The 11579-nt window shown below is 68.8% G+C and carries 11 protein-coding genes; 6 read left to right on the top strand and 5 right to left on the bottom strand.

What is annotated here, in order from left to right:
- Positions 1 to 165: 165 nt before the first annotated feature.
- From ACH4TV_RS42060 to ACH4TV_RS42050, 3 genes are read right to left on the bottom strand one after another with little or no spacing between them, the layout of a single operon-like run.
- Positions 166 to 1638: a class I adenylate-forming enzyme family protein gene (locus tag ACH4TV_RS42060; RefSeq protein WP_398406666.1), complete on the bottom strand. Its 1473-nt coding sequence runs from the start codon at positions 1636 to 1638 to the stop codon at positions 166 to 168.
- A gap of 35 nt (positions 1639 to 1673) precedes the next feature.
- On the bottom strand, positions 1674 to 2597 hold the full coding sequence (locus tag ACH4TV_RS42055) for an alpha/beta hydrolase (RefSeq protein ID WP_398406665.1): 924 nt from the start codon (positions 2595 to 2597) through the stop codon (positions 1674 to 1676).
- 7 nt (positions 2598 to 2604) lie between these two features.
- Entirely contained in the window at positions 2605 to 3579 is a 975-nt protein-coding gene (locus ACH4TV_RS42050; RefSeq protein WP_398406664.1) for an enoyl-CoA hydratase/isomerase family protein, read from the bottom strand.
- A 225-nt stretch (positions 3580 to 3804) separates the two neighbouring features.
- Between ACH4TV_RS42050 and ACH4TV_RS42045 the strand changes: the two genes are divergently transcribed.
- Both ACH4TV_RS42045 and ACH4TV_RS42040 read left to right on the top strand, forming a co-directional pair.
- The gene (locus ACH4TV_RS42045; protein WP_398406663.1) at positions 3805 to 4497 is read left to right on the top strand and encodes a TetR/AcrR family transcriptional regulator; all 693 of its coding nucleotides are present in this window, start codon (positions 3805 to 3807) and stop codon (positions 4495 to 4497) included.
- Positions 4498 to 5289: 792 nt separating this feature from the next.
- The gene (locus tag ACH4TV_RS42040) at positions 5290 to 5667 is read left to right on the top strand and encodes a hypothetical protein (protein ID WP_398406662.1); all 378 of its coding nucleotides are present in this window, start codon (positions 5290 to 5292) and stop codon (positions 5665 to 5667) included.
- A gap of 286 nt (positions 5668 to 5953) precedes the next feature.
- Here ACH4TV_RS42040 and ACH4TV_RS42035 read toward each other — a convergent pair whose 3' ends face one another.
- Positions 5954 to 6850, bottom strand: coding sequence for a short-chain dehydrogenase/reductase (locus ACH4TV_RS42035; RefSeq protein WP_398406661.1), 897 nt, complete (start codon positions 6848 to 6850; stop codon positions 5954 to 5956).
- Positions 6851 to 6969: 119 nt separating this feature from the next.
- On the opposite strand from ACH4TV_RS42035, the gene ACH4TV_RS42030 reads away from it, so the two are divergent.
- The 3 genes from ACH4TV_RS42030 (at position 6970) to ACH4TV_RS42020 (ending at position 9183) form a co-directional block, all read left to right on the top strand.
- Positions 6970 to 7467, top strand: coding sequence for a winged helix-turn-helix transcriptional regulator (locus ACH4TV_RS42030; protein WP_398406660.1), 498 nt, complete (start codon positions 6970 to 6972; stop codon positions 7465 to 7467).
- Positions 7468 to 7591: 124 nt separating this feature from the next.
- A complete protein-coding gene (locus ACH4TV_RS42025; RefSeq protein ID WP_398406659.1) occupies positions 7592 to 8125 on the top strand; it encodes an SRPBCC family protein in 534 nt (177 codons plus the stop codon).
- Positions 8125 to 9183: an LLM class flavin-dependent oxidoreductase gene (locus tag ACH4TV_RS42020; RefSeq protein ID WP_398406658.1), complete on the top strand. Its 1059-nt coding sequence runs from the start codon at positions 8125 to 8127 to the stop codon at positions 9181 to 9183. The genes ACH4TV_RS42025 and ACH4TV_RS42020 overlap by 1 nt, the downstream gene beginning before the upstream one ends.
- Positions 9184 to 9239: 56 nt before the next feature.
- Here the strand turns inward: ACH4TV_RS42020 and ACH4TV_RS42015 are convergent, their stop codons facing one another.
- Positions 9240 to 9869, bottom strand: coding sequence for a TetR/AcrR family transcriptional regulator (locus ACH4TV_RS42015; RefSeq protein ID WP_398406657.1), 630 nt, complete (start codon positions 9867 to 9869; stop codon positions 9240 to 9242).
- A gap of 260 nt (positions 9870 to 10129) precedes the next feature.
- Between ACH4TV_RS42015 and lpdA the strand changes: the two genes are divergently transcribed.
- Positions 10130 to 11542 (top strand): dihydrolipoyl dehydrogenase, encoded by a 1413-nt coding sequence (lpdA, locus tag ACH4TV_RS42010; protein WP_398406656.1) that lies wholly within the window; start codon positions 10130 to 10132, stop codon positions 11540 to 11542.
- The last annotated feature ends 37 nt before the right edge of the window (positions 11543 to 11579 follow it).

The raw sequence follows: 11579 nt of genomic DNA, 5'->3' as shown, positions 1-11579 counted from the left end.
CCGGCACGCCTCCAAGCGGCGGTTGACTGCGATCATCGCGGCCGTACGCGGGTAGGGAGCGCGCAGGCACAGCCCGTACTCCTGGTCGCCCGGGCGGAACCGGACTCGCTCCCTGGCGGGACTACTGGCCGGCCAGGGGACGAGTCCGGTCGCCGTCCGCGTCCATCAGGAACGGCCGGAGAGTGTGGCGTGGCCGGCCCGCAGCGAGGCTTTGTCGATCTTGCCGACCGCGTTCTTCGCGATGGCCTCCACCACGAAGAACGCGGTCGGGCGCTTGTAGCCGGTGAGGCTGCGCGCGCAGAGGGCTTTCAGCGCCGACGGATCGACGGCCGAGCCCGGTCGAGGCTGGACGTAGGCGACGACCACCTCTCCCCACTTCTCGTCGGGTACGCCGATCACCGCGGCCTCGAGCACCGACGCGTCGCTTGTGAGTACGTCCTCGATCTCCTTGGGGTAGATGTTCTCCCCACCCCGGATGATCATGTCCTTCGAGCGGCCGACCAGGGTCAGATAGCCCTCGGTGTCGAGGTGGCCCACATCGCCCGTCCGCAACCAGCCGTCGACGACGACTCTGGCTGTTTCCTCCGGACGGCCGAGATAGCCCCGCATCACGTTGGGGCCCCGCACGACCACCTCACCGTCCGTGCCCGGCGCCAACACGCTGCCGTCGACGTCGACGATCCGGATCTCCTGGCCGGGGAAAGGGAGCCCCACGGTGCCGGCGCGTCGAGGGCCGGCGACCGGGTTGATGGTGGAGCCGCAGGTTCCCTCGGACAGGCCGTAACCCTCCACGAGCGGAAATCCGTACCGGGCCTCGAACCGGGTCAGCAGCTCGGCGGAGGCGGGCGCGGCGCCGCAGACCCCGAACCGCAGCGACGACGTGTCGGGCCGGACGTCGTCCGGGAGCGCCGCGAGCATGCCGTAGATCGTCGGTACGGCGCTGAAGAAGGTGGGGCGTTCCTGCTCGACCAGGTCGAAGAAGGCGCGGGGGTCGAACCGGCGGCCAGCGATGACGACACTGGCGCCGGCGAGAAGCGGTGTCAGGACGCTGACCACGATGCCGTTGACGTGGAAGAGCGGCAGGATCAGCAAGCACCGGTCGCTCGGTCCCACGTCGAGGGCCTGGCGTCCCATCTCCACCATGGCGTCGATGTTGGCGTGGTCGAGCATCACGCCCTTGGGCACCCCGGTCGTCCCGCTGGTGTAGATCAGGAGGGCCAGCGCGGACGGTTCCGGACTCGGTGTCCGGTCCCTCCACTGCGTCTCGTCGGGCACCTCACCGACGGCGAGTGTGGTCACGCCGGCCGTGGCTGCCGCGCCGTCCTCGATCACCAGCAGGCGTGCGCCGGAGTCGGAGAGCTGCCGGGTGACCTCGACGTCGGTCAGGCTCGGGTTGACCGGGGTGACGGTGGCACCGAGCCGCCAGGCCGCGAACAGGAGCAGGACGAACTCGACACGGTTCGTCAGTTTGAGGGCGACGACATCACCGGGACCGATCCCGAGCCCCTGGAGGTGACCTGCTGCGGCTCGGGTGCGATGCAGCAGTTGAGCGTTGGTGAGCGTCTGGCGTCCGTCCGAGACCGCGGGCCCCTGGGGGTCGGACTCGGCTCGGCGGTCGGGCAGAGAGGCGAAATTCATGGCGTGCATACCTGTCTCGGGGTGATGCGATCCGGTCAGGGAGCCGACACGGCGGGTGCCGGGTGCAGCTGGCGGGTGAGGAACTCGGTCTGGTCCCGCACCAGTTCCTCGAAGGTCTCGCCGGTGTAGAAGTCGAAGTGGCCGGCGTCGTACCGCCTGATCTCTCCCTGGGGCGCGGTGCGCGCGTACTTGAGGGTCTGGGCGGGAGGCGTGACGGAGTCGGTGTCGCTGACGCAGAACAGGATCGGAACGGCGACCTTCTTCGCCGCACGACCGGGCCGGTAGGCGGCGATGGTCGGTATGACCCGGGCTGCCACCTCGTTGCGGAACGTCGTCCCCGGCGGCTGGAGTGCCTGGTAGCCGGGCAGCGCGTCCGGAGCGTTCATGAGGGCCGGCGAACCGGGGGCGGCGGCGATGGGGACCATCGCGGGCGGCCGGCCTAGGACCCTGGTCGCCAGGTCCCGGGCGAGCACGGGGGTGATCCTGAGTGAGGCGACAGGGCCCAGCGTGAGTGCGGAGGCGAGACCGTCGGTGAACGGACACTGGGCCACGGCCGCGCGCAGTTCGGGATGACGTGAGGCGACGGTGATGGCGTGTCCGCCGCCGAAGGAGCTGCCCCAGACCGCGATACGGGTGCGGTCGACGTCGTGGCGGTCCTTGACGTAGGCGATCGCGGCATCCCAGTCGGCGAGTTGACGCTTGATCGACAGGAGCTGGCGGGGGTGGCCGCCGCTGTCGCCGAAGTGCCGGTAGGTGAAGGCCAGGGCGGCGATGCCGGCCTGGGCGAACCGCTCGGCGAAGGCGTCCAATCGCATCTCGCGGGTGGCACCGAGACCGTGCCCGAGTATGACGACGGGCGGCGAGGCGACGCCCGCGGGACGGTAGAGCCAGCCGGCGCATCTGCTGTCGCCGGAGGGGAAACTGACGTCGTGACGCGTGACGGAAGGGGGAGTGCTCATCGCCGGCTCACCGCCGCTTCGGCTGCGTCGAGCGGTGCCCGGGCACGCTGCCCGAGGCGAGCGCCTGCGCGTAGGTGTCCGGGTCGTAGAGCGGGAGCTCGCCCGTGGACTCGGTGGTCGCGATGTAGTCGAGCATGAGTTCCTGGCCTTCCTTCGACATGACTCTGGTGAAGAACTCGGTGCGCTCGACGTGCAGCCCGTCCGTCAGGGACATCGAGCCGCCGAAGTACACCGACCTCTTGGCAGCGGCGACGGACCCCTTGGACCGCGCGCCGAGGTGTCCGGCGAGCGCGGTCGCCCGTGCGACCACCTCGTCCTGGGGTACGACCTCGTCGACGGCCCCGTTGGCCAGGGCCTCCGCGGGGGTGAACGGCCTGCCCGAGAGGATCGCGGCCAGGGACCTGTGGGTGCCGATCAGCCGGGTCAGCCGCTGCGTGCCGCCACCGCCCGGAATGATGCCGAGGAGGATCTCCGGCTGGCCGATGAAGAAGTCCCCGTCGGCCATGACCCGCAGATCGCAGGCCCAGGCGAACTCCGCGCCGAGGCCGAGAGCCGAACCGTTGAGGGCGGCGGCGAAGACGACTCCGCTGGCGTTCATCCGCAGGAACGTGGCATGCAGGCGCTCGAGCTGGAGGGCACCGCGCAGCGGAGTCCTTCTCACGACGGGGTCCAGAGCACGGGCCCGGTCCACGCCCTTGGCCACGCTCACCACGGCGGAGGCGGCCCGCCGGCCCACCGTGGGGCTGGCGGCGCCCTCTTCCTGCAGCCACCGGACCGCGGCATGGCTGACGAACCGCTCGGGATGCGCCCCGGTGAAGACGACGGCCCGGATGCCCGGATCGCGGTCGACCCGGTCCACCAGCCTGTCCAGCTGGTTGGCGATGTCGAGGCCGAACTCGCCGTGCGGGCCGCCGTCGACCCGGACGACGAGGACGGCTCCGCGGTCCTCGATCTCCAGATGGCCCTTGTCTGTGTATGGCATGGATGCTGCTCCCGTGCTGAGTTCATGGGGAGTGGGGGCGCGTGAGGGTAGGGAGTACCGGGCGCCAGGAATCTGGGACAGCTTGTGCGGGACAGCTGGTGAAGGCGCGTCCAGGTGCGCGCGCCTGTGTCCGGAACGGCATGCCACTCGTGGTGTGTACTATTGCCGTGACCAGTGAGATAACCAAGTTATTTCGCGTGTGTCAACAGTGGAGGTGTGCGAGACATGTCAGGGCGAGCGAAGCTCGACGACGTGCCGGAGCGGCTTGTGCGGGCTGCCGTCGGCCTGCTGGCCGAGCAGGGGCCCTCGGCCGTCAAGGCGCGGACGGTGGCGTCCGCGAGCGGACTGTCGACGATGGTGGTCTACAGCCACTTCGGGGGGATCCCCGAGCTGATGCGAGCTGTCGCCGACCACGGGTTCACGGAGCTCGGCGCGGCGTTCGCCCGGGTGCCGGTGACGGAGGATCCGATCGCGGATCTCTTCGCCATGGCCCTGACCTGTCGCCGAGTGGCCCGCGAGAACCCTCACCTGTACGACCTGATGTTCGGGCTGTCCACCCGCGCGACCTACCGGCCGCTGTCGGACGCGGACCTTCGCCTGAGCGGGCATTCACCCGCCTTCCGGGAAGCGCACGCCCACGTCGCGGCGGCGTGCGGACGGCTCGTCCGCTCCGGCAGGGTCGAGCAGCAGGACCCCGACGTCATCGCCGCCCAGCTGTGGAGTCTCGTGCACGGCTATGTCACCCTCGAACTTGCCGAGCACTTCGTCGAGTTCGAGGACGCGGTGGCGCAGGTGCTGCTCCCCCTGGGGGTGAACTTCTCGGTCGGCCTGGGCGACGAACGGGCACGCGCCGAGGCCTCGCACCAGGTCGGCGTCCGCCTCTACGACTCGATCGTCGAGGGCTTGCAGGACCGGTGAGAATCGGGCGGCCGGGCACTGTCGCCGGCCGTGGCAGGGACGACCGGATGTTGCCGGGTCGGCTGGGGGTCGTGCGGTCGGGACGCCCTTCTCGTACGGCGGGTTGTCGTACCCGGGACTGTCGTGCGGCTGACGCGTCGCTGTCGCCGCGGCGGGGTCGGGTCTCCGGTGCCGTCACCACTGGTGTGACCGTCGGTACCGCGAACGGGCCGGGGGTTGCCGGGTCGGCAGGGCGCGCCGGGGCGTCCTGCTCGTGCGGCGGCTTGTGGTACCCGGTACCGCCGTGCGGCTGACGCGTCGGCGTTGCCGCAGCGGGTCGGGTCTCCGGGGTCGTCACGACTGGTGTGACCGTCGGTAGCGCGAACCGCCCGGGCGTGGGCAGGTCGGCCGGGTGCGGTCGTGTGGCCGGAACGCCCTTCTCGTATTTCCAGTCCCACCTCCACCAAATCGGCGAGAAGACAGGTGCCCGCCGCCGCTCCGACCTCACCCGACTCGCGGTTGAAAACAGGCTCACAGAGTAGAGACAAGGCGTTCCGAGCAGGCGGCTGTGGGTAGTTCTGCCCCGCCGGTCGTGGGTAATCGTCCCCCTTGACCCACACAGGCCGATGCCAGATCTTTGTACAGAAAGTCCTGTCGCTGCATCAACCGGAACAGCGAATCGAACTGGCGAATCTGCAGTCACTCCGGAAATGCGGAGCGGCGATGACTCCATAGGAATTCGCTGCATTCTCATCGCAGTCTTTCGCCGCCATTCGCAGTATCTGCAGCTGGATCCCACACCTAGGAGAAGTCATGCGCAAGCGCGTCATTGTCGCCCTCGCGGCGGTACTCCCTCTGACAGGGGTGGCCACGATCGCGGGAGCAAGCCAGGCAGGAGCAGATCCGGCGAAGCCGAGGGTCGTGGTCACGGGCACGGTCCAGGACTGCGAGGACGACACCGCTCCGCTCCAGGTGACGATAACGGCGAAGAACGGTGAAGTCGGCGTCGACGCCCAGCCGCGGGTGGAGGACGACGGAATCTACAAGATCACCTTCAAGAAGATCCCCTCGGGCGCGGGCACCAAGGCCACCGCATTGGTCGAGTGCGAAGAGGACTCGTACAGCACGACCCTCACCATCAAGCGGCCTCCCGGAACAAAGCTCACCCAGACCTTCAATATCGCGCCGTAAAGGGGAACCGAGAAACCATCGGCCGGGCCTCGTCCATACGAGACCTGGCCGACGGTTTGAACACTCCGTGAGGAAGAATCCTCCGAATAACGCCTGCTACATTCACCCATGTGACAGACCACGAATCATCAGATACGCGGTGGCTGATCCTCGTTTTCAAGCGTGCCGGTGTATTCGCCGTCCTGCACCAAGGCGTCCTGCACCAGGGCGAAGAGGTCGCTGCGGTGCGGTATCGGTGGCCGCGTCCGGACGGGCCACCGGTACACGCGGCGGTGGGCCGCTGGTGCTAGGACGGCCTGGGCTTCGCCGCAGGGGCATCGGCACCCGGCGTGAGTTGGTCGTGCCTTCCGAGCGCCGCGACCTCCTGCTCCAGAGTGGGTACCGCCCTGGCTGCGAAGCGCCTCGCCCAGGGCCAGATCAGCGGTGAGTTCAGGGCGGCCTTCGCCCAGTTGGCCACGACGACCGCACGGGGGACGTACACGCGACTGCGCCGACGTACGAGGCCGTCGACGATCGCGGCGGCCGCCCGGTCGGGGCTCGTGGTGACGTTGCCCGGATAGGGCAGTTTGCGGCGCAGGGCCTGGAACGACGGGAGGTCCACGTCGGCGCCGCGCACGAGGTCCGTGTCGATCCAGGACGGGTGCACCAGGCCGACCGTGACCCCGAGGTGCGCCACCTCCTGGCGGTAGGTCAGGGCGAGCGACTCGACGGCGGCCTTGCTCGCGCCGTACGAGGCCATCGCGGCCAGTGGCATGAAGGACAGCGCGGACGCCACGACCAGTACGTGGCCCCGGCTGCGCTCCAGATGGGGTGTCGCGTATTTGAGGGTGCGGAAGACACCGTTCAGGTTGACGTCCAGGACCCGTTCGAACGACGCGTCGTCCGTCTGCCGCACCGTCCCGTACGCCACGACACCGGCGTTGGCGACGACGAGGTCGATACCGCCCATGACCCTCGCGGCTTCGTCGATCGCCGCCCGTAGAGCGGCGCCGTTCCGCACATCGGCCTCACGCCAGGAAGCGGCGGGGCCCAGTTCGTCGGCGAGGTCGCGCAGCCGGTCGGGCTCCAGCCCGATCACGGTCACCCGGGCCCCTCGGGCGGCGGCCAGCCGGGCCACCTTCTCCCCGATGCCGCGTGCCGCTCCGGTGACAACCAGCTTCCTGCCCAGCAAGTCACGTTTCATGGCGGCAACATAACTTCGTTATTCTGCGAACACAAGACGTCGTGCACATCGCCGCTCTTGCTGCACCTGCTGGGTCTTATGACGGGACGGCCCCTGTTCCGGCCCGTATTCTGGCCCGTATGAGGCGGACATCCTTTGCGCAGTGGCCCTGCTCGATCGCGCGCACCATGGACCTGCTGGGGGACTGGTGGACGCCGTTGGTGCTGCGCGAGGCGTTCTACGGGATCCGGCGTTTCGACGCGTTCCAGGAGTCGCTCGGGATCGCCCGCAATACCCTCACGGACCGGCTGCGGCGGCTGGTGGAGGAGGGGCTGCTGGAGAAGCGGCCGTACCAGACGGAACCGGTCCGGTACGACTATGTGCTCACCGAGAAGGGGCGCGACTTCTACAGCGTGCTGCTGGTGATGAACCGGTGGGGCGATCGCTGGCTGGCCGGTGAGGCGGGTCCGCCGGTGACCATGCACCACGATGCGTGCGGGCAGGAAACTCATGCCGAGGTGGTGTGCGCCGCCTGCGGCGAACCGATGACCGCGGACGACACCCGCCCCCGGATGGGCCCCGGTTATCCCCCGCATCTGGCCAGGCGACCGGATGTGCAGGAGCGTTTCGCCGGCTGACCCGGAGGCTCCGCAGTGCCCTGCGCCTGCCCTTGACAAGTCAGTCTATCTACGCAACTTTACTGGTCGGTTGCGTATGCAGGGGCTCAGGGATTCTCAGCAAGGGCATGGAGGCCGCGGGATCATGGAGTGGACGGGCGCGTGTTATGCGGACGAACCGACAGTCGAGGTCCACACCTGGATCGCCGCACCGCCGTCGCGGGTGTGGACGCTGGTGTCCGACGTCGAGCTGATGCCGCGTATCAGCTCCGAGCTCGAGTCGGTGGAGTGGCTGGACGGCAGGAGTGGCCCCGCCCTGGGTGCCCGGTTCATCGGCCGGAGCAAGCACGAGGCGCTGGGGGAGTGGGCCACCACCTCCCACATCGTCGAGTACGAGCCGTCGAAAGTGCTTGCCTGGGCGGTCGAGGATCCGCAACACCCCACCGCTGTCTGGCGGTTCACCCTGGAGCCGCAGAACGGCGGCACTCTCCTGCGGGAATGGATGCAGATGGGGCCGGCCCGCTCGGGCCTCTCCTTCGCCATCGACCGTATGCCGGAGAAGGAACAGAAGATCGTCTTCGTACGTATGCGAGAGTTCGAGGCCAACATGACCGCGACCCTGGGAGAGATCAAGAAGCTGGCCGAGGGCGCCCGGAACCCGGACGAGGCGGCTCTCTGATGCGTACCTCCACCACGATCGAGGCCTCCGGGGGCGACTGGCGGGAAATCGTCGGCTACGTCACCGAGGCGGAGAAACTCGGCCTGGACATCTGCTGGGTGGCCGAAGCCTGGGGTTCCGAGGCGCCGTCACCGCTCGGCTACCTCGCCGCGAAGACCGAGCGCATGCTGCTCGGCTCAGGGATCATCCAGCTCGGTACCCGCACCCCGATGGCCATCGCCCGCGCCGCGATCACCCTCTCGCAGATCTCCGAGGGGCGCTTCCTCCTCGGACTGGGCCCCTCCGGACCGCAGGTCATCGAGGGGCTGCACGGTGTGCCCTTCGCCCGGCCGCTGGCGCGGATGCGCGAGACCGTCGAGATCGTGCGCCAGGCCGCCTCGGGGGAGAAGATCTCGTACTCCGGGCGGGAGTTCCGCATCCCGCTGCCGGGTGAGGCCAAACCCATGCGGCTGTCGATGCGCGCCGAGCACGACATCCCCGTCTATCTGGCCACCCTCTCGCCGAAGATGCTGCACCTGACCGGTGAGGTCGCCGACGGCTGGCTGGGCACGAGTTTCGTGCCCGAGGGTGCCAAGGCCGCGTACTTCGACCACCTCGACGAGGGGCTGGCCGCCGCCGGCCGTAAACGCGCCGACCTCGACATCTGCCAGGGCGCCGAGGTCGCCTTCGCCGAGGACGAGGACACGTTGCGCGCGATGGTGGCCGGGCGGAAGAAGGAGCTGGCGTTCAGCCTCGGCGGCATGGGCTCCACGACCACGAACTTCTACAACAACGCCTACAGCCGCCAGGGTTGGGCCGAGGTGGCGGCAGAGGTGCGCACACGCTGGCAGGCCGGGGACCGGGAGGGCGCGACCGGTCTGGTCACGGACGAGATGGTGCTGGCGACCACGCTGATCGGCACCGAGGACATGGTGCGCGAGCGGCTGCGTGTGTGGCGTGACGCCGGGGTTGACACCGTTCGCTTCTATCCCGCCGGCGAGACCCTCGACGCGCGCCTCACCACCCTGGGGCGGGCCATCGACCTGGTCCGCGGCATCGAGGACGAAGCGACACGGTAGGGAGCGACGGGGCGAGCCGACGCGCGACGGCGCCCTGTGCGTGGCCCCGGTTCAGGTCAGTCGCGGGTGCTGACGCCGTCGGCCGCCAGGCCTGACATCAGCAGGGTGATCGCACGGAACGTCCTGTCCAGGGCGGCCTCCCGGTCCTCGGCGGCCGCGATGATCTGGTTGCCCTCGCACAGACCGGCCAGCAACAGCCGGGCGACCGTGGGGACGGGAACGTCCGGGCGCAGGTCACCACGCTCCGCCAGAACGGTCAGCAGCCGTTCGATCGGCGGCTGGGCGACGGAGTCGTTGATGTGCCGGTACTGCGCACCGAGGACCGAGGGCGCCTGGACCATCAGTTCGCGGTGCAACGGGTCGTCGATGGTGCGTCGCAGGAAGGTGTGCGTGAGGTGGGACGCCGCGGTCATGGCGTGCTCGTCGGACGCCGCACGGATCGCCTCGGCCGTCGCGTCGCCCAGTACCCCGACCTGCTGAACCAGGTCGATGTAGAGCTCGGCGAACATCGCCTTCTTGTCCGGGAAGTGATGGTAGAAGGTGCCCTTGCTCACCAGCGCCGCCACCGTGATGGCCTCGACCGACGTGTGCGCGAACCCGTTGTCGACGAAGAGCTTGCGTGCGGCCGCCACCAGATCCGCCCGGGTCTGCTCCGCGTACATCTGACGTCGGTTTGGCCTTCTCATGTGCACCATCGTATATTCAATGACCTGAGGTCAGTGAATGACTTGGGGTCGTCGATGGTCGTCATCACCACGCTCTCCGGCCGATATCACGCCCCGGGAGGCCACCGATGATGGCAGCGGGCATGGATCATGGGATCTGAAACGTATGTCTGCGGGGCGATGGAGAAGCCCCGTTGTTGAGTTGATGAAACAGACCGTTCGACAGGGAACGCGTGGGCCCCGCGTAGGGAGCCGGCCGCTCCAGCGGAAAGGAACCGTCCATGGACGAGCAGGGTGAGCGCTTCGACGTCGTCGTACTCGGCGCGGGCCCCGGCGGGTACGTTGCCGCCATCAGGGCCGCCCAGCTGGGCAAGCGCGTCGCGGTGGTCGAGGAGAAGTACTGGGGCGGTGTCTGTCTGAACGTGGGCTGCATCCCCACCAAGGCCCTGTTGCGCAACGCTGAGCTGGCGCACATCTTCACGCGCGAGGCGAAGACCTTCGGCATCAAGGTCGACGGTGAGGTCTCCTTCGACTACGGGGAGGCCTACCGCCGCAGCCGGAAGGTCGCGGACGGCCGGGCCAAGGGCGTCCACTTCCTGATGAAGAAGAACAAGATCACGGAGATCAGCGGTCGCGGCACGTTCGTCGACCCGCACACGCTCCAGGTGGCCGACTTCGACGGCAACACCCGCACCATCGGCTTCGACCACTGCGTCATCGCCACCGGTGCCACCCCCAAGCTGCTGCCCGGCACCCGCCGTACCTCACGTGTGGTGACGTTCGAGGAGCAGATCCTCGCCGAGGACCTTCCGCAGTCGATCGTGATCGCAGGCGCCGGAGCGATCGGCATCGAGTTCGCGTACGTGCTGCACAACTACGGCGTGAAGGTCACGATCGTCGAGTTCCTGGACCGTGTCGCCCCGCTGGAGGACGTCGAGGTCTCGACCGAACTGGCCAAGCAGTACCGGAAGTTGGGCATCGACGTCCTGACCTCGACGCGGGTCGAGTCGATCGACGAGTCCGGTCCGCAGGTCCGTGTCACGGTCACTGGCAAGGACGGCGCGCAGCAGGTCCTGGAGGCCGACAAGGTGCTCCAGGCGATCGGCTTCGCGCCGAACGTCACCGGCTACGGCCTGGAGAACACCGGCGTGAAGGTCACCGAGCGCGGCGCGATCGACGTCGACGGCCGCTGCCGCACCGCCGTGCCGCACATCTACGCCATCGGCGACGTCACCGCGAAGCTGATGCTCGCGCACGCCGCCGAGGCGATGGGCGTGGTCGCCGCCGAGACGATCGCGGACGCGGAGACGATGGAGCTGGACTACGCGATGATCCCGCGCGCCACCTACTGCCAGCCGCAGATCGCCAGCTTCGGCTACACCGAGGCCCAGGCGCGGGAGCGCGGCTTCGACGTCCAGGTGGTCAAGTTCCCGTTCACCGCCAACGCCAAGGCGCACGGCCTGGGCGACGCCACCGGCTTCGTGAAGCTGATCAGCGACGCCAAGTACGGCGAGCTGCTCGGCGGCCATCTCATCGGCCCCGACGTCACCGAGCTGCTGCCCGAACTGACCCTGGCCCAGCAGTGGGACCTCACCGTCCATGAGGTCGCCCGCAACGTCCACGCCCACCCGACCCTGGGCGAAGCGGTCAAGGAGGCCGTGCACGGCCTCGCGGGGCACATGATCAACATGTAGGGGAGCGGCAAGAGGGGCCCCTGGCACCCGGACCGGT

Origin of the sequence: Streptomyces sp. NPDC020898 (assembly GCF_044333925.1) — a bacterium.
Classification (GTDB): Bacteria; Actinomycetota; Actinomycetes; order Streptomycetales; family Streptomycetaceae; genus Streptomyces.
This window is presented reverse-complemented; position numbering and strand designations above follow the sequence as displayed.